Below are 21579 nucleotides of genomic sequence, written 5' to 3'. Positions count from 1 at the left end.
CCAGATATATTATCGAAATTCTAATTTTATAAAATGACTCCATCCTGAAGATTTGTATTAGACCCTATATAAAATGGAGTCCCTTCATCCGCACGTACACTAACATTAGGTGCTACATAAACATTTTTTCTTATGACTACATCACCAATTACACTGGAGAAAGGACTAATGAATGATCTTTTGTCAATTTTGGGGGAGATTTGAACGGGATTAAACGGGATTAAATGAAGTAATTGGATTGGGACTGATAAATGGTCTAAAACAATCGTCGCGTTTCAAACTGATCACCTCTTTGATCACTTTATCTCATCAGGTTATGCAGGTTGGTGAACATACGCAACAGGATCGTTATATTAAAATTGAATACGATCTTCGTAACTGAGTGAAAAAATAGTTCACGCTGCCTTTGTCGGAAGGAGAAATGATTTCTGATATAGAATACCTGATAAAACCCTATATTTTAACAAAATTTCAAACCTTGGCTAAGGAGTTGCACCGTATGAATATCGTAGATCTCGTTCAGTCACAAGTCATTGCTGCTATTAAAAATGAAGAAGAAATCGAAAAAGCGATAACAAGCAATGCAAATATTGTATTCCTCTTAACAGGAAATTTGTTGAATATAACAGAATATCTTGATCGATTAAAAGAAGCTCAAAAGAGTATCTTTATTCATATCGATTTTATAGAAGGCCTTTCCAATACGAAGAGCGCCATAAAATATATTGCTCAAAAATGGAAGCCCTTAGGCATCATTACAACAAAAAGCACCCTGATTAAATTTGCCAAAGAAGAAGGGTTAATGGTCATTCAACGAATGTTTCTTATTGACCATAGTGCCATTTCAAAGGGAATCAGCATATGCGAGACGTATCATCCGGATGCCATTGAGGTGCTGCCAGGACTTATGCCAAACGTGATCGATCATCTGACAAGACAGGTTAACCTGCCCATCATTGCAGGAGGCTTAATCAGTTCAAAAGAAGATATCATCAAAGGACTGGAAGCGGGTGCTCTGGCCATGTCTACCGGAGATTCCTCCCTATGGAATTTTGATATCTAAAAAGCACACAAAAGGGGAACTAGAGAGAATTGTTCCCTTTTTATGTGCCTGATTAACCGCTGATATCTGTCCGATGAACTTTGTTAATCTCTGTTATGCCTCTGTAAATGTCATAAATGGTATTTTTGTTTAATACCGCTACTTTTAACTCCAGAAGAAGTGAATGATCTTCCAGATCCTGGATATGAACATGATCGATTCTAAGCCCTTGCTTCTGTACTTCAGCAATCACCTCACCCATTTCATCCCTGTATTTCAAGTTAAGTTTTAGGGAGATTTCTTTTGCTTGAATCTTTCGCCAAAAACCTAGTTTATTAATAAAAAGAGGAAGAATCTCAACACTGATCATAAGCAGGATGACACCTGCAACAGCTTCGATAAAAAAACCCGCACCGGTTGCGATACCAATCCCCGCCGCTCCCCATATCATGGCAGCCGTCGTTAAACCCGTGATGGTATCATCCTCTTTTCTTAAAATCACTCCCGCTCCTAAAAACCCAATTCCCGAAACAATCTGCGCAGCTAATCGAAGCGGATCCATTTGTATTTTTACGAGAGCAGATGACGGAAAGGAATAGGAAGATTGTATGGAAACAATGGTTAACAGACAGCTAATAATGGAAATAACCAAGCTTGTTTTTAACCCCAATGGTTTCCTCTTTAATTGTCTTTCTAAACCGATAGCCAGCCCCAATATGGCAGATATGAATAGTTTCACCAGCATCTCTGCATCAAAGTTTGCTGCCAATTCCTTCAATCCTATCGACCTCCTTCTCCTAATGACTCGTTATTGGCAAAGAGCGGTGCAATGGCAACTGGTGGATATCTTTAATGCTTTGAAGGATATAGGAAGGTTTTTGTACAGAATCCTTTACCATTTCTTTTGTTGTAATTCCAGACAGCACAAGCACGGTTTGGATCCCATTATCATTTCCCATTCGGATATCCGTCTCTAAACGGTCTCCGATGATATAGCATTCTTCAGGCTTTAAATGTAAAACATCCCTTATGACAATATTCGCCGCGAATTTCGAAGGTTTCCCCATAATATAATCAATGGGCTTGCCAATCGTTCCTTCCATTGCCCCAATAATGGACCCACAATCAGGAATCTCACCATCCACAACCGGACACGTGCGATCCGGGTTGGTTGCCAGAATCACCGCCCCGTTTTTCACCCATGCCTGGTAGGCATCGTTTAGTTTTTGATAATTGAATTGGCGATCCCAGCCTAAAACGACAAAGGTCGCTTGGGCAGGATTCTCGGTAAGTCTTATTCCTTCATGGATCAACTCTTCGAATAAAGCGTCCTCCCCGATCACATATGCCGCATCGCTAAGATTCATTTGCTGTTTTAAAAACTTGGCTGTAATGTAATTGGAATTGATGACTTCATCGATGGATGCCGCAATGCCCAGTCCATTCAGCTTCTTTACATAGTCATGACGAGTTGAAATCGATTTATTCGTGAAAAAGACGACCTTGTGCCCGCCATTCCGCAAATATTCTATCGCTTCCTTCCCCCCCTCAATCATCTGGTTTTCTATATATACGGTTCCATCCAAATCAAATATAAAACCTTTTGCCATATGAATACCTCCATTTAAACTGCACTAAAATGAATAAAACCCCCAGCTATAGAAGCCTTATAAGCAAAGGCTAAAATAGCTAGGGGTTTCTCTTATTCTCTTCCCGCTGTTATTCAGTTGTAAGTTTCAGAGATGCCTGTTATCGTACGATAGAATTAACGTTCGATACATGATTGATAATATCCTGGATCGAGTATTGATACGGATTAATTTCATAGATCACCGGGCCATCAAAGAATTGCTTCTCTAAAAAGCCCTCCAGCCCCTCCGTGAAATGATTTCCCTCCCCAGGAAGCAGATGAAGATCCGATTTCCCATCATTCTCTGATAAATGGATGCCGCCTAATGATCCAGCCAGCTGATCAATCGTTGTTTCCAAAGCCTCCCCCATCAAATCTAAATGGCCGATATCCAGGCACGCCTTTACATTTGAAGCAGTGATTAAATCGATCCATTCTTCCACATTAGAAGCAATCTGATGGCAATAGTTCAATCGATCCGGAATGAGATTTTCCAACAGCAATTCTACCCCATGCTTTATTGCCACTTCATTTAGCTTTAAAATTCGCTCTTTTACCCGGAGTAAGGACTCATTTCGTTCTTCAGAGAACCAGGCATAGCCGCCATGAAAGGTCGCATGCTTCCCCCCACATTCAGCAAGCCTTGCCAGCCATTGTGTTAAAACATTAAATGTTCTTTCGTAAACTATCGAATCAGGAGTAGCCAGATTGAGATCGTGGAAAGGCAAATGCAATCCAACTTTAAAATCTAAATCACTGGCAAACTTTAAATAGTGATGAGCATTATTCTGTTCAGCCAGTATTTCAATGCCATCGAACCCCGCTTTTTTTATCGCGGTAAACTCATCTACACTTGCATTTAGGCCAAATGACCAGCTATTAAGCCATTTTTCCATGATTTTCTCCGTCTATTGGTGAATGAAAATCAGGAGTTCGATTCTCATTCAGTTCTTCTAATTTTTTCCCTTTCGTTTCTGGGGCCAATAATGCCGATATAATTAAGCCCAATAAACCGATGACTGCAAAAAACCAGAGGGCTTTGCTGCTTCCCCATGCGGCAATCAAATTCGGGAATACCAAGATCCCCATAATGGAACCAATTCGGCTGAATCCTGTAGCCAAACCGGAAGCACTTGCGCGTATGCTTGTCGGGAATAATTCTGTTGGATAGACAAAGTTAAGGATTCCTCCACCCATATTGGCAAACAGCACAGCCAAACTGAACAGGATGACCAGAAATGCAAACGTAGGACTTGGATTAAGAGCGAGAATAATCAGTGCAATCGATAAACCAGTAAACGACGTGATAATTAGAGGTCTTCTTCCAATCCTTTCAACAAGGTTCATTCCGACGATGGCACCCAATAAACCTAATAAACTGACCGTTCCAGCTCCCATATAAACCATCATTTGTGAACCATTGGTAAACGGTTTTAATATCGTTGGTGTATACATGGAGATTCCATAATAGGCGACTGCATAGCAGAACCAAAAGCCGCAAACAAAGAACGTACGTTTAAAAAGAGTTTTTGAAAATAAATGGCTGACTTTTGTTTTCGGAGCAGAATCTGCTGGAATGATGACTTTTTGCCCGGTAATTTTCAGCATGATCTCTTCTGCTTCTTTCTCACGTCCTCTTGAAGCCAGCCATCTAGGAGATTCCGGAAGGGTGACTCTAAAAAAGAAAACAATTAATGCAAAAACAGCTCCTACCAGAAGCATGTATCTCCAGGCACTCGGCCCAACCGGCACTAACAAGATTCCGACGAGATAGGCCGTAACAGCGCCTACAAACCACATGGCCCCCAGAGATGTACTATGTTTTCCCCGGCTTTTGGTTGAACTGAATTCCGATACAAGAGTAGCAGAAATCGGATAGTCTGCACCGATTCCAATTCCTAACAAGAAACGGAATAAAATGAGCTCCCATGGAGCCTGTGCGAATGCGGTTAAGGCGGCAAACACAACAAAAGCCATTAAATCAACAACATACATCGCTTTTCGGCCGAATTTATCGGTTAAGTTACCAAGCCACAACGCACCGATCAATGAACCAATAACAGCCGAAGATGTGATCAAAGCCTGAATCCCGGGAGTAATTTCCCACTGGCTTAAAATTAACGGCATGGCAACAGCAATAACCGTTAAATCAAAGCCATCAAGAAAAGTACCGGCAGCTGACAAGAGGGTGACTTTTCTTTGAAAGCGCTTTAATTTTGGAGAATCCAAATGCTCAAAACTCATAATCTGACCCCTTCCCTTTTTCATTATGTAAAATTATGGAAGAAGAAAAATAAAAGCCATAGTCAAAAAAACATGTAACATGTTTTTAATGACTATGGCTTCTCTTCATCTCCGGCCATAAATCTACACAATGCATTATTTTTTTATTTGCTAAACAATTTATACAATATTCAAACGAGTCTGTCAACTATTATTTGGAAATGCTCTTTCCTAAAAGATTGTTGCTTTGGGAACATTGTTGTAAAGAAACTTCATTGACAAGTTGATTGTAGTACAAGGTGCGAGACTCCTCGAAAATGAATTTCACATTTTCTTCGTGCGATATAACGCTGCCGAAGCCTTCCTTGTCCTGCGGGACGAGCGTGACAGGTGAGACCATATGAAGGCGCTAGCACCGACGGGCTCAGCACACGCCCTGCGAAAGTAGGCGTTTACGCCGGTAAAAGCGAGCATCCTGCAACGGAAATCAACCACTCCCAAGAGCAACAGTGCTTACGAAAACAGCTTTTGATCATTTACTATAGATGACCGAATGAAAATATTGATGAACCATTTAGCAGGTTAATATAAACTATTCTGGATCGTCCCGGTTTATGTTGCTATCTCTTCCAAATTTATGTATAATTAAAAATAATCAGATAACTTAAACTAGTTAGTGTTTCGGGTAGAGATACGGAGAACCCTGTGAACATGCATTCGTACGGCATTTATTGCCGCACATGCTATGTCATGGGGTTTTTTTTTGTGTGTTTATCCTCTCTAAATGTTATCTGGAAAGAATAGGATCAACAAAATATTACCGGGGAGGGGAAAGAATGAAAGGTTTGAAGTATAGGAAGTGGCTCGTCTATGCTGCAACGCTTGTTCTGGCAATGGGAAATGATTGGGGACTGGATGCGTTTAAAGCAAATGCTGCTGAAAATGCAGTACCCGATCTATTGATTACAGAGGTCATTCCAGATACGGATAACTATGCGGGTTATGATGCATTTGAGTATATCGAAATCTATAATAACAGCGATCAGGAGATCAATCTGCAAGGCTATCACATTCAAACAGGAGGCTGGAACAAGACCATCGAAAATTCAGCCAAAATCGGCCCGTGGGATACGATGCTTTTCTGGACGAGAAGACAGGAAACTCAGCCGATGACATTGGAAGGCTTCAATCACTTTTATTTTTCGTCTTATGCCAGTAAATACATCGAAGAAGATCACTTGCAGAGGATAGAAGACGTTGGCGGCCTGGTGAATAGCAAAACCCAGAAGGTATCTATTTTTGAACCGGGCGGAAAAGAAGTTGTAAAAGCGAACTATACCGGTGACCAAGTTGCCGCAAACAAGTCCATTACGTTCGGCTTTCCAACCAATGGAACCAATACGATGAGAACGTTATCCGGCAATCAAAATCCGACGCCTGGCTGGATCGAACCGGGACAGGCTCCTCCAAGACCAAAACAAGACGATGCAGCACCTGCCATCCCTGCCAATATAAACGCAAAGGCAGGAAATGGTGAAATTCCGGTAACGTGGGAACCCAATTCAGAATCCGATCTCTATCGCTATAATATCTACAAGAATGGAAATTTAGAATTTTCCGTTCCTCCATCCCAGCATGAATTTACGATATCTTCGCTGATCGGCAATCTTGATTATACCGTACAAATGACAGCTGTTGATACTTCAGGAAATGAATCGGCGAAATCAGCCCCCCTAACGGTTAGACCCGGACATCAGCTCATTACACAAGTAGAAAGATCATCCAATGACAGAAACCCAAAATATCAAACACTGTGGGATATCAGCAAGGATGGCCCGATCATCCCTGGATTGGTACAGGATCTTGTCCCGCAAGGACTCGGCTATTACAAGAAAAAAGACTGGTTATTTACCATTAATTATTTGGATAATGGAAGGCCCGGAACGCTATCCGTGATTGATGCCACAACTGAAAAACTGGTGAAATCCATTGTATTGTATAACCAAGACGGCACACCATACACCGGCCACGCGGGAGGCGTTACCGTAAGCATGGACCATGTTTGGATCTCTTCCGAACAATTTCTCTATACATTAAATATCAGTGATATCGTTGCGGCGCAAAATAATGATGAGCTTACGTTCACGAACCAGATTCCTGTTCCCGTAGAAGCGGCTTATGATGTCTATGACGATGATAAAAAAATTCTATGGGTGGGTGAATTTTATGAGCCAAGCAGCTACCCGACGGATCCAGCACACCACCAGGTGAACCGTGCCGGAGAAATGCAATATGCCTGGATGGTCGGTTATAAGCTCACACCAAGTACGGACATGCTGACAAGTGAACAATGGAATCAAACATCGAATGAACCTGCAACTCCGGATTATGTCTTTTCCACCATCGGAAAGGTTCAGGGCGCCATTGTTCAAAAGAAGGGAATCTCTTTAGTTACTTCCTATGGACGGGCAAACGATAGTGTTCTCTATCGATACGAAGATCCGCTGAAAGAGGAGCCTAATCAATACTTTACGATCGGGGAAAAGCAAGTCCCTCTTTGGTTCCTTGATGGACAAACCGCCAAACCGATAGAAAGTATCACCGCGATTCCCATGAATGAAGGAGCAGTGCTAGTAAAAAGTGACCTCTATGTCTCCTTTGAATCAGGAGCGAACAAATATCGGTATACCGGGACCTATCCAAGGGATCGGATGCTCAAAATTGATATGAAGACATTAATGAAGGATGATCGGAATACAGAGAAAGAAGAACGTAAATAGAGTAACTGGCCGGTAAGCATTGCACCCATCATTCAATCTCCTTTGATACCGCCAAAAAAGCTGCAGATACCCCTGCAGCCTTTTTCGGTATTATTTATTGAAGTATTTTATTTGTTTTGACAGACTTGTCTAGACCTTTCACTTCTTCGTCGAAATAAACCGCCTTGCCAGATTTGGCAGATTCGTAGATTGCTTCAAGAATCTCCGTAACCACCAAAGCCTGTTCCGGTTTAACTACCGGCTCCTTGTCGTTCAGAATAGCGTCGATCCACAGTCTTGCTTCATGCTCGGCATCGCTTTCTTCATCCGCATCATAAAATGCGACTCCTTTTCCATCAACCTGAACCTCATTCGTGTATAGCTTGCCGAAGTCTTCTCCGTTTATCCTTAGTCCGTCCAACATGTCGGCTCCGCCTTCTGTTCCACATAGGGTACACATGGCTTCACCTGTCTGTAAGGTATTCAGTGCCCAGCTCGTTTCCAGCGAGATGGTTGCTCCGTTTTTCATGGTGATCATGCCAAAGGCTGAATCTTCTACGGTAAACTTTTCAGGATCCCAGGAACCCCAGGCGTTTGCTGCGTCTTTCTTTTTGCCGAGTTTGTGATAGGTCGTTCCGAGTACTGCCTTCGGTTCGTAATTGTTCATCATCCATAGGGTCATATCGAGTGAATGTGTACCGATATCGATCAGTGATCCCCCACCCTGCTTTTCTTCATCCAGGAACACGCCCCATGTTGGGACAGCACGACGGCGGATCGCGTGTGCTTTCGCATAATAGATATCTCCAAAATCTCCGCGCTCACACAGCTTATGTAAATGCCAGCTGTCTGCACGGAAACGATATTGATAGCCGATGGTCAGTTTTTTCCCTGTTCGTTTGGCGGTCTCGACCATTCGGCGGGCATCAGCTGCTGTTTTGGCCATTGGTTTTTCGCACATTACATGTTTGTCCGCTTCAAGAGAATCGATCGTGATTTCTGCATGGGAATGGTTCGGTGTACAAACATGAACGACGTCAACGCGTTCATCCTCAAGAAGTTCTTTGTAATCGAGATACACTTTGGCATCCTCGGTTCCAAACTCCTGAGCCGCTTTTCTTGCTTTTTCTTCTTCCAGGTCACAAAAGGCAACCAGTTCTGCTTCGTCAATCTTTGAAAGGCTTGGCATATGCTTTCCGTTGGCGATTCCGCCGCATCCAATAATTCCGATCCGTATTTTCTTAGACACGATAGCTTCCTCCTTGATTATTGATTAAAGAGAACTTCTTTTACTTCAGAAATTGAAACCTTTCTTCCTTCAGCGTTTGATCGTGCTGCTGCTTCGTTGATTAAGGTAAGACTGCAAACATCTTCTTTCGTGATCGTCGTTTCTCCTCCATTCAGTATGGACTCCGCCCATTGTTCCATCGGCATCGGAAGTGCTTCGGGCAACTGCTGTGGTGTGGCCCAGCCCTCTTGATCAAGCTGTCTGCTAGTTAGACGAATTTCGTTTTCTTCAATCAGTAAGGCTCCTTTTGTACCGTAAACCTCTAACTGAAAAGGACTTCCATACGATAAAAATCCGGTTTCCACCGTTCCGAGCGCACCTGATTCATATTCGACAAGGACCATCGCACTCTCCTCCACATTTCTTTCATTACTTTGTTGAAAAATAGACGTTACCGCTTTTGCAGGCCCTGCCAGCCGGTTGGTTAAATAGATGGGATGGGCGCCAAGGTCGATTAACGCTCCACCTCCGCATTGTTCTTTGTTATAAAAATGTGGAGGAAGCCAGCCATTTACATTGCCGCTCTCAGGAACAGCACCATTATGTGCCAGCCGGCAGCGAATCGATGTCAGCTCCCCTAGCCACCCCTGATCTAACGCGTGCTGTGCATACAAATAGTAATTGGTTGTCAGCCTCGGCAAGGAGACGGTTAACTTAACACCTGCTTTTGCCACAACCTCATAGATTTCTTCACAGTCAGCTATTGTTAACGCAAGGACCTTCTCTGTAAAAACATGTTTTTTGTGTGCGACGGCTGCCATGATCACTTCTTTGTGCAAATTCGTGGGTGTGTTGACGATAACCGCATCAATTCCAGGGTCTTGCAGCACTGCTTCAAGTTCTTTTTCAAAACGTACTCCCAGTTCTTGGGCCCATTTTTCTCCCCTCGAAGGATCTTCATCCCAAACTCGTTGAATAGAAAGGGATGGATTCCTTTTTGCCTCTCTCGCATAATCATCAGCATGAACATGCCATTTGCTTAATAACGCTACGGAAACCACTTTTCATCACTCCTCCTCTTTATCATGAAATTCTTAAATTTTTGAAAAGGTTTTCAATGGAGTGGACGGGTAGAATCTCCTTCTATTAATTCCACGTCCAAAAATTCTTTTTTAATAGAAGAGCTGCCGTTCATCATCTCCAGCAATCGGTTAAGAGCAAGCCTTCCCATCTCTTTTTCGTTTTGGCGAAGGTGAGTAAACTCCCAGCCGCTTAAATTGTTGTCGTACGCATCAAAACATAAGATTGAGAGATTTCCAGGAACACGAAGACCCAACTCTTCGGCTGCACGTTTGGCAAGAACCGCAATGTTGTATTCCAGGGCAAATATCGCTGTGATCTCTGGGTGCTTTTGAAGGTGTTTCTTGATGATCTCGACATCATGTTCTGGTTTAATATCTTTGCTGATAGAGGAAGGCAAAGATTTTTTCAGATCAGAACACCATAACTGCCGGTTAACGATTCGGTTCTTTTCTTCATACGCGCGCAGTATACCGTTAAAACGGTCTACGACGGTCGTCGTTTCTGCAGTGGCTGGTCCCAGAACACCGACGTATTCATGTCCCAATTCGAACAAATAGTTTATTCCCTGTTGAGCAGCCTTAATATTGTCAGTCGAAACGAACGCCGCGGCCACTCCCTTAAAGGTTCGGTCAATCAGCACAAACGGATATTCTGTGATCACCATTTTAAGAATCTCAGATCCATAATGTTCAGCGTGTGCAGGATAAAGGATTAACCCGTCTACTCCAAAGTCGATCAGCTGTCTGATAGCATCTGCCTCTTTATCGATTGATCCATTTGTGCGCTTTAATATCACGAAACAGCGATGATTGGCTGCTTCTTCAATACTGGAAACCACTTTTGAAACATAACTGTCATCCAAGTCAGGCACAATCAATCCGACTAAAAACTTGTTGGTTTCTTTTACGTCATTTTCTGGGTTGTCTGTTGAATCTTCAGACACGAAGGTTCCTTTTCCGCGCTGGCGAAACACGAGGCCTTCACTGACTAGTAACTCCAACGCCTTCTTGCTGGTTATACGGCTAACTTGAAAGGAGTCTGATAGTTCTTTTTCAGAAGGTACCCGATCTCCTGCTGCATACTGGCCATTGATAATATTTTTTTTGATTGATTGATAAACTTGTTTGTATAAAGGTTCCATGTTACCACTCCAAAAACAGAAATATGCAAACTATATCTGGAAAACAGTGTATACATATTGATTATATCTGAAAGGTCCGACAATTCTAACAGTTAACTCCTTCTTCGAACCGGCCTGCTTCCACTCACAGTCACCCTTTGGAAGCCCCGCCCAGGCTGAAGCCTTGAGACATAAAGTGCTGCGAAAAGATGTACAAAATAATCGCCGGGAAGGTATACAGAATGGAAAATGCGGCGAGTTTACCGTACTCTACCATTCCAAAGTTACCAAAAAACTGATAAATGGTAACTGAAGCAGGAAGCTTCTCTGGAGACTGAATGAGAATATACGGTACAAAGAAATTGCCCCAGCTGCCTGAAAAGGTAAAAATGCCGACCGTACAGATACCTGGAATCATCAATGGCGCGACAATTCTTTTCAGTCCCTGCCATACCGAGGCACCATCAATCCAAGCGGATTCCTCAAGCTCCAGTGGAACGGCATCCATGAAGTTTTTCAGCATCCAGATTGCATAAGGGAGTACAGCCGCTGTAAAAAGAACATCGTCCCCCATAGCGAGTCTTGAATTTTCATATAAATAAACAACTGATATACTGGCACCATAACAGCCGTAATCGCAGTGAAGTCATAAAGAGAATCGTAAACATAAAATGCTTTTTATATTTCATCTGATAACGAGAAAGTGGATAAGCAGCCAGCCCTGCCACCAGCACCACGAGCAGGCCTTGCCCCATAGAAAGAAGCAATCCAATGATAAAGGCCCGAATGTTTACCGGATCGGTTAGGATGCTTTTAAAATTATCCACCGTAAAGGCAGTTGGAACCTTAATGGAGGGATGACAGCGCTTTCAATAAAAGCTATAAAAAATATCCTTTCTGAATTTTCAGTAAATTGGTTATACTATTAACTTAATTGATATACCTGATATATGTCAATATATTATTTGATATATCTAAAAAAAGTTCTGTTAGTCAATGTGGTTGATTTATGAAGGGGTGTGATTGAACCGCCCAGAAAAGAAATAAAAAAGAGACATCTCTGCCTCTCAGTCGTACACTTCTAATTCTCAATATTTTAAGGATTGCCTTGATTCTAAACCTGACAGTTAGGGCAGAAAAACGATTTTCGCGAAGAAATTTCCCTTTTCCTGATTTCTGTTCCGCATCTGAGACACGGTTGATGCTCCCGTTCATAGACAAGCAAATGGTTGTTATATCCTCCTGTTTTCGAATCGCCAGCATACAGCGGATTTTCCATATATCCTCCAAATTGAATTCCATTTTGCAAAACCGGCCCAATCGCTTGATACAGTTCAATAACTTGGTTTGCATTAAGTTCGCTGGCTTTTCTTTCCGGCTGCAGTCTGGCCTGCCAGCATATTTCGTCTGAATAACAATTACCAATTCCTGCCAGAAATTTTTGATCAATCAAGATGGATTTCAATGTCCCTCTCTTCGTACCTAGGCGTTCCTGTAACGTTTCAAGGGTAAAATCGGGATTAAGAGGCTCTGGACCCAGCTCTTCCAATTTTTCTTTAAGTTCAATCCCCTTCAGCAAATGAAGATAACCTAACCGTAACCCAATAAAATAAAGCCTTTTATCGCCGAAGGATAAAATGACTTGCTTTGTCCGATCAGGGTTATCTTGATCATTTCCAATATACATCCACCCGCCGAGCATGAGATGGAGCAGCAGTGCGTTCCCGGTGCTCAATTGAAAAATCAAATACTTAGCCCGCCTTCTTATATCAGTAACCACCGCTCCCTGCAATTCTGCTGCAAAGATCTCCGATTTTTTATTAATGGATTTTTTACGGTTGATCTCCACCTGTGTAATTGGCTTTGCTTTCAACTGGCGGGATAACGCCATCCTGTAATTCTCCATCTCTGGAAGTTCTGGCATGTCCTCCACTCCTGTCTTTTTTCAGCTGATGTTTAGTATGCTTCATTTTTGCTGAATTGAGACAAAAGATCGTGGTTACAATATCAGCAGACAGGAGGTTAAATATGACCAGTTTGATCATAAAACTTATTGCGATTCCCATTGTTTTATTCGTCGCTGCTTTTTTCTTTCCAGGTGTACATTTCGAGAGTTATTGGCAAATCATTGTGGTGGGAATGACGCTTGCAATTCCTGGAGTCGCAGTCGAATACTTTGTCCTTCGCAAAGGGGCTCTTTGGATCAGTGTATTCATTGATGTGGCGGTATCCTGTATCATTCTCTATTATGCCTCAAACTTTCAATGGGAAGCTTCTGTTACTTGGTTTGGCGCTCTTTTAACAAGTGTCTTTCTGGGAATCCTCGAATTTTTTACGCACCGTTATTTATTGGCTTCTCATAAAGCTCATAGTGAACCTATATAAAGAAAGCCTCGATTCCATAAAGGAATTGAGGCTTTCTTTACAATTTTATTTGTTTTTAGATCACACGCGTTGTAATGATGCCGTCAATTTCTTTGATCTTATCTTCTAAACCAGGGATTACCTCGCCGTTTACCTTATTGTCAATGTCAATCATCGTATAGGCGTATCCTCCTCGGCTTCTGTTAACCATGTCAGCGATGTTCAAATTATAGCTTGATACAGCAAGTGTGATCTGGCCCACCATATTCGGTACGTTTTCGTGGAAAGCTGCCACTCTCAGCTTTCCTGTATAAGGAAGGGAAGCGTTTGGAAAGTTTACGGAGTTTCTGATGTTTCCGGTTTCTAAAAATTCCTTCACCTGGCGGGTCGCCATAATGGCACAATTTTCCTCTGATTCTTTCGTGGAAGCTCCAAGGTGTGGGACCGGAACAGTATTTTTCATTTTCAGCACATTTTCATTCGGAAAGTCAGTAATATATTGGCCGACGATTCCATTTTCGAGTGCGATTTCCATATCCTTTTCGTTCACAAGCTCTCCGCGAGAGAAATTTAATATATGGACTCCCGGTTTCATAACATTGAACGCTTTCTGATTAAACATCTCTTTTGTATCAGGCGTTAAAGGAACATGTACTGTAAGATAATCTGATTCGGCAAATAACTGTTCAAGCGTCATCGCCCGCTGGACATTGCGGGACAGGTTCCAGGCTGTATCCACGGAGATGAATGGATCAAACCCAATTACATCCATGTCTAAATCAAGCGCATCATTCGCTACAAGTGCACCGATTGCACCTAAACCTATTACACCCAACGTTTTTCCCTTGATTTCTTTTCCAAGAAATTGTTTCTTTCCTGCTTCTACAAGTTTTGGTATTTGTTCACCTTCGCCTTCCAAAGTCTTTGTCCATTCCACACCGGCAAAAAGGTTCCTGGATGAAGCCATTAATGATGTCAGTACCATTTCTTTTACCGCGTTCGCATTAGCTCCAGGAGTGTTAAAAACAACAATTCCTTGCTCAGTACATAGTTCAACCGGAATATTATTAACTCCCGCCCCAGCCCGCGCAATGGCTTTGAGTTCATCTCCAAATGTTAAAGAGTGCATGTTAAAGCTGCGAACAACGATCGCTTCAGGATTGTCACTGTCGTTGTCTATAATATAGCTGCCTTTGTTGAATACCTTCAGACCGCTTTCCGCTATATTATTTAAGGTTTTGATGGTTTTTCCTTTTTCTAGCGTGATTGTCGTCATTTTGTTCTCTCCTCTTTTTTATGATGGTTTCCTCTTTAATCAAATTACCAAAAGTAAAGCAGGAAACTTGCGAATTACCCTATACTTCCTCAAATAAACAGAAAAGAGGTAAGGGAAAAAATCTCCTTACCTCTGCCCAGGCGAACGGCTGCGACACTATGTGCTCCCTCGCGGTTATCCGCGTTTCGCCAGTTACACATAGCCTTTTAATTTGTTTTATACTAACAAACTTTCAGGCAGCTATCAACACCTGTATATTAAAAATTCAAACATTTTATTTAGAGACTATCGAATTCTCTTAATCCCTACCAATGTTAAGGCTTTTCCGTTAACCCTCTTGAGCGGAAAAGGTGGGGCTGTCCAAGAAGTCTGTAAGCTGTTGATTTCCGTTCCAGGCTTCTCGCTTTTACCGGCGCGAGCTCCTACTTTCGCGGGGCGTGCGGTGAGCCTTACCGGCGTGAACGCCTACTTTTTGGTGCAAGCACCGGCGGGAGTCTCACCTGTCACGCGAGTCCCGCAGGACAAGGAAGGCTTCGGCAGCGTTATATCGCACGAAGAAAATGTGAAATTCATTTTCGAGGAGTCTCGCATCTTCCACTTCAATTAACTTTTCATTGAAGATTTTTTAAGCCAAAAAGGGGCTGCCTGAAGGTCAATTTTCGACTTTCTGGACAGCCCCTTTTTTATATGATCGGAACTGTTTTAAGGTTTTACGGTTCAGTTCTAGGCGTTCAATCCCAATATTTGAATTTCGGCGAGAATAGGAATAAACTGCTTATTAGTTAATAATGTTAAATTTTATCTCTATAAAATATATGCTTACCTTTTAGTTCCTGATCAATTGTAAGGATGCCGTGAGAAAAATATTTTTCTCTACGTTTATCAATTGGTGAACCTGGGTTGAACATAAGAATCTCATTGAACATATAGTTCTTAGGAATATGGGAGTGGCCAAAAATGATGCAGTCCACTTTTTCATCCTGAAAAGCAGTGATTGCTCTTTTCTCTGTCGTCTGTTTCTTTCCATGTCCATGAACGATGCCTATTTTGTATCCATTGATTTCAAGGATGAGTTTCTCACTTAGAAGTCCTTTCATTTCCAGTCCATCCACATTTCCTGTCACTCCTTTGACAGGTGCATAGGATTGCAGCTCATTGTATAAATCTAACGTATTCCAGTCGCCAGCATGGATAATGAGGTCGGCAGTTTCCAGGTCACACAGGAGCCTTTCAGGCAGCTTTTTGGACTTTTTGGGCATATGGGTGTCAGCTATCACGACAATTTTCATAAAAATTTTCTCCTTCTTTTTCACACTTGGTCATTTTTTCATAGGCCGTAATCCTTAGTGATATCAAGGAAAGCGCTTTTTCGTGAAAATATTCATTATTTTCACAATTGAATTATAATAGCTTTTCCATTTAATTGTTATTGACTACTAAATATTTAGTAAATTAAAATATTTATAGATTAAACAAATTGGAGGCATCATGATGGAAGCAACTGTAAAAGTGGAGCAGGACATTCAGCTCCATACAAAAAAGAAACATCCACCTGGATTATACTTGCTCTTCTTCACTGAAATGTGGGAGAGGTTCAGCTATTATGGCATGAGAGCCATTCTGGTCCTTTACTTGACTAAATCGCTGATCAGCGGCGGTCTAGGCATGAGTGATAGCGTGGCCATGAGTATTTATGGATTCTTCACCGGTGCTGTATACTTCACACCAATGATAGGCGGATATTTAACAGACCGATTCCTGGGCAAAAGACTTGCGATTACCATAGGCGGTGTCACAATGGCGCTTGGTAACCTTGTATTGTTTGCCAATCAGAGTAAACCTGCATTCTTCGCTGGACTTGCATTGTTGATCATCGGAAACGGCTTCTTTAAACCAAACATTTCTACGCTTGTTGGTGATCTATACTCTAAAAATGATGCCCGTAAAGATGCTGCGTTCACTATTTTCTATATGGGAATCAACATTGGTGCATTCTTCTCTCCACTCATTGTAGGATTTCTTGCTGAAGATTTCTTTAAAACAACAGTTAATGGTGTTGAGCATTTCGGATTTAAATTTGGATTCTTAGCGGCGGCCATCGGAATGATTATCGGCCAGCTCCTATTCAACTTTCTTGGAAACAAATTATTAGGCGATATCGGCAAAAAGCCGGTTGGAGCTGCTCAAAATACTGTCAGCGATAATGTGAAAAAGAAACCTCTTACTAAAGTGGAGAAAAACAGAGTGAAAGTTATCGTAATTCTGACGTTCTTTGTTATCTTCTTCATGGCAGGTTTTGAACAAGCCGGAAGCTCGTTAACCCTTTATACGGACAAGTTCATTGACCGTACAGTATTTGGATGGACGGTTCCGACTTCTTGGTTCCAGTCACTTAACCCATTGTTTATCGTAATCTTTGCTCCAATCATCTCTATCTTATGGGTTAAATTATCAAAATCAAAACGCGGAGACCTGCCAACTCCTACGAAAATGGCAATTGGTATGATGCTGCTTGGTGCTGGTTTTGCTGTTCTTGTTCCTGCTCTTATTCAAACAGGAGCCGGCGATTCTTCAGCAGTTAAAGCAAACATGATCTTCATGGTACTGACTTATTTCCTCCATACGATCGGTGAGCTTTGCTTACAGCCGGTTGGTTTGTCCATGACCAGTAAACTCGCTCCAGTTAAATTGGCTTCCCTTATGATGGGTGTCTGGCTTGCTGGATCTGGTTTCGCCAACATCCTTGCCGGACAATTGGCTTCTACTACTGCATCATTAGGATACTTTGAAGTATTCATGATCATCGGCGGAGTTACCATTTTCCTTGGTCTTATACTCCTAAGCCTTTCTAAAAAACTTGTGAAAATGGCAGCTGAATAAAACATGTAATTACGCATTAAAAACAGGCAGCCTGGCCGGCTGCCTGTTTTTAATGCGTACTAATGCTTATTTTGAAGTTCAAATTCTTTCATTCTAGCTTCTGCTGCTTCAGCTTTTTTCAGTTCCTTTGTATGTAACTGTTTAAGAAATTTAACCGTCATCCACGCCAGAATCACAAAAATGATGAAGATGAAGACAGCTGGCAGAAGTTCAAGCTTATTTTCCGGGAATTCCACATCAATCATTGAATACACACCTTTCTTGATGTCTCTGCCTATATTATACACCTATTGAAAACGCCTTCCAGTATAAAAAAAGTACCCTCTCTAAATTAAAGGGTACCCGGTACTCATTTAGGCTTCAATCGAACGGTTTTCTTTTACATAGCGGTTGTCCTTATGGTCCCGGCAATGAGTGCTGCATGCCCGCTTATGCTCGTGCTCACATTCTTCACACATGAGCAGGTGTTTGTTGCATTCCGGATTGCCGCACTTCACATAGCGTTCCTCGGGCTTGCCGCAATGATAGCATGTGCCTACTACCTTTTCTGTTCCTGCTCTGTTGACCGGTACTGAGATGCGCTCATCAAAGACATAGCATTTTCCGTCCCAAAGGTCTCCCTTCACTTCTTTATCATAGCCATAGGAAATGATTCCGCCCTCTAATTGGGAGACATCCTGAAACCCTTCTTTTAATAAGAAGCCCGAAAACTTTTCACACCGTATGCCTCCCGTACAGTACGTCAGCACTTTCTTGTCCTTGTACTGGCTGAAATTTCGCCTGATCCAGTCTGGCAAATCTCTGAACGTTTCAACATCAGGCCGGATGGCGCCTTTAAAATGGCCAAGGTCATATTCATAGGTGTTTCTGGCATCGAGTATAACCACATCCTCCTGTTGCATTGCTTCATAAAAATCTTTTGGCGCAAGATGATAGCCTGTCAGCTCATTCGGGTTAACATCGTCATCCAAGTTTAGGTTTACAATCTCTCTTTTCAATTTAACTTTCATCTTTTTAAATGCGTGGGTTTCAGACTGCTCGATCTTAAATACGATATCGTGAAACCGGCTGTCATTTTTCATATGCTCTATATATAAGCCCGTTTGATCGGTCGTTCCAGATACCGTTCCGTTGATCCCTTCATTTGCGACAAGGATCCTTCCCATTAATCCTATCGATTTACAGAATTCAAGATGCTCAGCAGCGAATTGCTCTGGATCTTGAATCGTGATGTATTTATAAAACAGCAACACTTGGTAACTCATTAATTTTCACTCCATTATCTTAGTTTCAACTCAACTATCATAACAAATATTATTGCAAAAAGGCAGATTGTATCATGAAAACGATTTCCCTTTGATTCCCAGTTGTTTTCATTTACTGGATGTGTGAATATTTGAATTGTGAGAATCATTTAATAAGGAGGAACTATGTTTTTTAAAACGGCCGCATTAAGTTTTACCGCTTTTCTGAGTATGACGACTGCCGCTTTTGCAGCAAGTCCATATACTGCAAAGCCGGGAGACTCCATCTATAGAATTGCTCAATCCCATCAGACAAGCGTTAAAACTATAATGAATATGAATCAATTGCACCAAACGATGATCTATCCTGGACAAGTCATTTATATTCCTGATCATTCAGCATTATATACCGTCCGCTTCGGAGACACTCTCTATACCATCTCAAAAAAATATGGACAAAGCATCCAATCTTTGATTCTGGAAAATCCGCAAGTCAAGAATCCCAGGTTGCTATATCCCGGGCAAACGATTGAGCTTCCAGCAAGCAACAAAACAGAAAGTCAGACTGTCAGCCAGTCGGCTCCAAGCCAGCAGGTTAATGTAAGCGCTAACGCCAAAGAAGTGGCCAGCCTCGTTAACCAGGAACGGAACAAACAAGGGCTCACTCCGCTTACTCTCAGCCAGAAACTAAGCAATGTCGCCCAGATCAAAGCAAAAGATATGGTGGAACGGAATTATTTCTCCCACACCTCACCAACTTACGGCTCGCCTTTTGATATGATGAAAACATTCGGCATCTCATATACAGCCGCCGGTGAGAACATCGCTGAAGGGCAACGTTCTCCCCAGCAGGTGATGCAGGACTGGATGAACAGTACAGGTCACCGTGAAAACATTTTAAGCAGCAAGTATAGCCAGATTGGCGTCGGGTACTACAATGGTGCCTGGGTCCAAATGTTCATTCAATAAAAAACGTTAGATTCTCACAAAAAAGTCCAGTACTGTTTGATCAGCACTGGACCTTTTATATATGAGCTTTAAGCGACACCCGCATCATCCATGCGAACAGAAACCGCTTTATAATGATGTTCCAAGGAAATCCTTTTTATTTTGTTGAAGAGTCCATCTGGCACATCCCTGACGAGGGCCTTCGCAATCTTCCAGGCCTGAACTTCAACTATCAGTTCAATCTTTCTTTTTTTCAGTTCATCTTCTGTATCATCGTACAGTTCCACTAGCTTTTGCAAATAGGGATCTGTGGCATGGCCCGCTTCATGAGCAAAGATGACCAGGGCATACTCCAGCAGGACATCCTGTTCAGGAAACATCCACTGACACTGAGATTGAATTTCTTCCAGATACAATGTTATCGAATGATCTCCGGCATTATATTTCCCGCCGATATTTCGGTCGAGCGGATATTTGGCCTCGATCTGAACATCAACTGATAAGTTAAAACGTTCCACCATTTTATTGATTCTAGAAATTAGTTTTTCATTCTCCAGCAATTATTTCCCCTTCTTTTTTGTAAAATTATGAGTTCGCTGGGGCGCTGACTTTTTGGGCGGCCTTTTTTTGTCCGTTTTTTGCTGTGTACTATGCGACTGCGGGACGAGCTGATCTCTTTTAAAGACCATTTTTTGAGGGTGGGTGTTCATCTTCTTCGCCCATTTTACGAGCACGTTCTCTTCTCTTTCGGTCACTAGAGAAATGATGGTTCCCTCTTGGCCCATCCTGCCTGTTCTTCCTGAACGGTGAATGTATTGTTTTTCTGAATCTGCTAGGTCAAAATGTATGACGTGTGTAAGTCCGCTAATATCCAGTCCGCGCGCAGCTAGATCTGTTGAAAGAAGCAATGCATGATCACTTGCACGGAATTCTCTCATCACTTTTTGCCGTTCTTGTTTGGACGCTTGTCCAGAGATCACCCCTACGGTAATACCTCTGTAAACCATTTTTGCAGCAATCTCTTCAAGATGCATGCTATCACCAAAAAACACGATAGCCTTCATGTTCGAATGGTGTCGAATAATGCGCCTGAGATTATCTATTTTATCACGTCTTTCAGAAATCAGGTAAAGATTCTGTACTTTTTTTGCAGCAGATGCATCCCTTTCAACCTTTATGAAAAGAGGCTCATTCATCCATTCCTTTGCGAGCTCTTCTGATTTTTTTGAAATGGTCGCTGACACAAAAACAAGCTGGCGGTCTTTCATCGTCCCTTTAACAATATTCTGAACCTCGTCCATTAATTCCATATCATAAACGACATCTGCTTCATCCACTACAATCGTCTTCACCTCATGAAGCTTGAGCTTTTTATTTTTGTAAAGCTCAAGAATCCTTCCCGGTGTCCCGATGATGTACTGTGGCTTCTTCTTTAGCTTATCGATCTGCCGCTGTACGTTTACTCCGCCGATCAGTGTTGTTCCTGAGATTCCGCTTCCTTGAGCATATTCCTGAAAAACGGTATGAATCTGCATGACCAATTCTTTTGTTGGCGCAATGACCACTGCCTGTACAGAAGATGAACTGCTGTCTATGTTTTGCAATACCGGCAGACAGTAAGCCAGTGTCTTGCCTGTTCCAGTCGGAGATTCAACGATTAAGTCTTTTCTTCCAAGCATACTCGGCAGCATCTGCTCCTGTACTGGAGTCAGTGTTTCAAAAGCCGCATTTTCCCAGTTCTCTTGCAGGAAAGGTTGCAACTCCTTTAATTGTGTAGTCATA

General features: G+C 42.2%; 21 protein-coding genes, 2 pseudogenes and 1 riboswitch. Of the genes and pseudogenes, 6 read left to right on the top strand and 17 right to left on the bottom strand.

Annotated elements, in window-relative coordinates; translation table 11 throughout:
• Positions 1 to 29: 29 nt before the first annotated feature.
• Positions 30 to 297, bottom strand: a pseudogene (locus OKX00_RS23245) (carbonate dehydratase); the annotation flags it as partial.
• 202 nt (positions 298 to 499) lie between these two features.
• On the opposite strand from OKX00_RS23245, the gene OKX00_RS10810 reads away from it, so the two are divergent.
• Entirely contained in the window at positions 500 to 1063 is a 564-nt protein-coding gene (locus tag OKX00_RS10810) for a glycerol-3-phosphate responsive antiterminator (RefSeq protein WP_062235523.1), read from the top strand.
• Between the two features lie 52 nt (positions 1064 to 1115).
• Here the strand turns inward: OKX00_RS10810 and OKX00_RS10805 are convergent, their stop codons facing one another.
• The 5 genes from OKX00_RS10805 to OKX00_RS10785 form a co-directional block, all read right to left on the bottom strand.
• Positions 1116 to 1787 (bottom strand): MgtC/SapB family protein, encoded by a 672-nt coding sequence (locus OKX00_RS10805; protein ID WP_091005282.1) that lies wholly within the window; start codon positions 1785 to 1787, stop codon positions 1116 to 1118.
• Positions 1788 to 1839: 52 nt separating this feature from the next.
• Entirely contained in the window at positions 1840 to 2652 is an 813-nt protein-coding gene (locus OKX00_RS10800; protein WP_265410363.1) for an HAD-IIA family hydrolase, read from the bottom strand.
• Positions 2653 to 2791: 139 nt separating this feature from the next.
• Positions 2792 to 3568 carry a sugar phosphate isomerase/epimerase family protein gene (locus OKX00_RS10795; RefSeq protein ID WP_265410362.1) on the bottom strand — a complete coding sequence of 259 codons (777 nt, stop codon included), beginning with the start codon at positions 3566 to 3568 and terminating at the stop codon, positions 2792 to 2794.
• Positions 3552 to 4916, bottom strand: a complete 1365-nt coding sequence (locus OKX00_RS10790; RefSeq protein ID WP_265410361.1) for an MFS transporter — start codon at positions 4914 to 4916, stop codon at positions 3552 to 3554. The genes OKX00_RS10795 and OKX00_RS10790 overlap by 17 nt, the downstream gene beginning before the upstream one ends.
• 190 nt (positions 4917 to 5106) lie before the next feature.
• The gene (locus tag OKX00_RS10785; RefSeq protein WP_265410360.1) at positions 5107 to 5295 is read right to left on the bottom strand and encodes a hypothetical protein; all 189 of its coding nucleotides are present in this window, start codon (positions 5293 to 5295) and stop codon (positions 5107 to 5109) included.
• Positions 5296 to 5731: 436 nt separating this feature from the next.
• Here OKX00_RS10785 and OKX00_RS10780 point away from each other — a divergent pair, with 436 nt between their 5' ends.
• Complete coding sequence (locus tag OKX00_RS10780; protein ID WP_265410359.1) at positions 5732 to 7675, top strand: lamin tail domain-containing protein; 1944 nt, start codon at positions 5732 to 5734, stop codon at positions 7673 to 7675.
• A 94-nt stretch (positions 7676 to 7769) separates the two neighbouring features.
• On the opposite strand, the gene OKX00_RS10775 is transcribed toward OKX00_RS10780, so the two are convergent.
• The 5 genes and pseudogenes from OKX00_RS10775 to mutM form a co-directional block, all read right to left on the bottom strand.
• Positions 7770 to 8903 carry a Gfo/Idh/MocA family protein gene (locus tag OKX00_RS10775; protein ID WP_265410358.1) on the bottom strand — a complete coding sequence of 378 codons (1134 nt, stop codon included), beginning with the start codon at positions 8901 to 8903 and terminating at the stop codon, positions 7770 to 7772.
• Between the two features lie 17 nt (positions 8904 to 8920).
• Complete coding sequence (locus OKX00_RS10770) at positions 8921 to 9943, bottom strand: Gfo/Idh/MocA family protein (protein WP_265410357.1); 1023 nt, start codon at positions 9941 to 9943, stop codon at positions 8921 to 8923.
• 53 nt (positions 9944 to 9996) lie between these two features.
• Positions 9997 to 11106, bottom strand: coding sequence for a GntR family transcriptional regulator (locus tag OKX00_RS10765; protein ID WP_265410356.1), 1110 nt, complete (start codon positions 11104 to 11106; stop codon positions 9997 to 9999).
• Between the two features lie 130 nt (positions 11107 to 11236).
• Positions 11237 to 11918: pseudogene (locus OKX00_RS10760) on the bottom strand (carbohydrate ABC transporter permease); the annotation flags it as partial.
• Between the two features lie 281 nt (positions 11919 to 12199).
• On the bottom strand, positions 12200 to 13009 hold the full coding sequence (mutM, locus tag OKX00_RS10755) for a bifunctional DNA-formamidopyrimidine glycosylase/DNA-(apurinic or apyrimidinic site) lyase (RefSeq protein WP_265410355.1): 810 nt from the start codon (positions 13007 to 13009) through the stop codon (positions 12200 to 12202).
• Between the two features lie 104 nt (positions 13010 to 13113).
• On the opposite strand from mutM, the gene OKX00_RS10750 reads away from it, so the two are divergent.
• Positions 13114 to 13470, top strand: a complete 357-nt coding sequence (locus OKX00_RS10750; RefSeq protein ID WP_265410354.1) for a DUF2512 family protein — start codon at positions 13114 to 13116, stop codon at positions 13468 to 13470.
• 55 nt (positions 13471 to 13525) lie between these two features.
• Here the strand turns inward: OKX00_RS10750 and OKX00_RS10745 are convergent, their stop codons facing one another.
• Positions 13526 to 14725 carry a phosphoglycerate dehydrogenase gene (locus OKX00_RS10745; RefSeq protein ID WP_265410353.1) on the bottom strand — a complete coding sequence of 400 codons (1200 nt, stop codon included), beginning with the start codon at positions 14723 to 14725 and terminating at the stop codon, positions 13526 to 13528.
• 127 nt (positions 14726 to 14852) lie between these two features.
• Positions 14853 to 14931: riboswitch (ZMP/ZTP riboswitch) on the bottom strand.
• A 173-nt stretch (positions 14932 to 15104) separates the two neighbouring features.
• On the opposite strand from OKX00_RS10745, the gene OKX00_RS10740 reads away from it, so the two are divergent.
• On the top strand, positions 15105 to 15332 hold the full coding sequence (locus tag OKX00_RS10740; RefSeq protein WP_265410352.1) for a hypothetical protein: 228 nt from the start codon (positions 15105 to 15107) through the stop codon (positions 15330 to 15332).
• A gap of 184 nt (positions 15333 to 15516) precedes the next feature.
• Here the strand turns inward: OKX00_RS10740 and OKX00_RS10735 are convergent, their stop codons facing one another.
• Complete coding sequence (locus tag OKX00_RS10735) at positions 15517 to 16014, bottom strand: metallophosphoesterase family protein (RefSeq protein WP_265410351.1); 498 nt, start codon at positions 16012 to 16014, stop codon at positions 15517 to 15519.
• Between the two features lie 202 nt (positions 16015 to 16216).
• On the opposite strand from OKX00_RS10735, the gene OKX00_RS10730 reads away from it, so the two are divergent.
• The gene (locus OKX00_RS10730; RefSeq protein WP_265410519.1) at positions 16217 to 17605 is read left to right on the top strand and encodes a peptide MFS transporter; all 1389 of its coding nucleotides are present in this window, start codon (positions 16217 to 16219) and stop codon (positions 17603 to 17605) included.
• A gap of 59 nt (positions 17606 to 17664) precedes the next feature.
• Here the strand turns inward: OKX00_RS10730 and OKX00_RS10725 are convergent, their stop codons facing one another.
• Together OKX00_RS10725 and OKX00_RS10720 are read right to left on the bottom strand one after the other, a co-directional pair.
• Positions 17665 to 17850 (bottom strand): hypothetical protein, encoded by a 186-nt coding sequence (locus OKX00_RS10725; protein ID WP_053358100.1) that lies wholly within the window; start codon positions 17848 to 17850, stop codon positions 17665 to 17667.
• A 108-nt stretch (positions 17851 to 17958) separates the two neighbouring features.
• On the bottom strand, positions 17959 to 18870 hold the full coding sequence (locus OKX00_RS10720; RefSeq protein ID WP_265410350.1) for an oxygen-dependent tRNA uridine(34) hydroxylase TrhO: 912 nt from the start codon (positions 18868 to 18870) through the stop codon (positions 17959 to 17961).
• A gap of 165 nt (positions 18871 to 19035) precedes the next feature.
• Between OKX00_RS10720 and OKX00_RS10715 the strand changes: the two genes are divergently transcribed.
• Complete coding sequence (locus tag OKX00_RS10715; protein WP_265410349.1) at positions 19036 to 19818, top strand: LysM peptidoglycan-binding domain-containing protein; 783 nt, start codon at positions 19036 to 19038, stop codon at positions 19816 to 19818.
• A 68-nt stretch (positions 19819 to 19886) separates the two neighbouring features.
• Here OKX00_RS10715 and OKX00_RS10710 read toward each other — a convergent pair whose 3' ends face one another.
• Entirely contained in the window at positions 19887 to 20357 is a 471-nt protein-coding gene (locus OKX00_RS10710) for a hypothetical protein (protein ID WP_265410348.1), read from the bottom strand.
• Complete coding sequence (locus OKX00_RS10705) at positions 20358 to 21578, bottom strand: DEAD/DEAH box helicase (protein ID WP_416054332.1); 1221 nt, start codon at positions 21576 to 21578, stop codon at positions 20358 to 20360.
• Position 21579: the final 1 nt, after the last annotated feature.

Origin of the sequence: Fictibacillus sp. KU28468, assembly GCF_026153615.1 — a bacterium.
GTDB classification, from domain to species: domain Bacteria; phylum Bacillota; class Bacilli; order Bacillales; family Fictibacillaceae; genus Fictibacillus_C; species Fictibacillus_C marinisediminis.
This window is presented reverse-complemented; position numbering and strand designations above follow the sequence as displayed.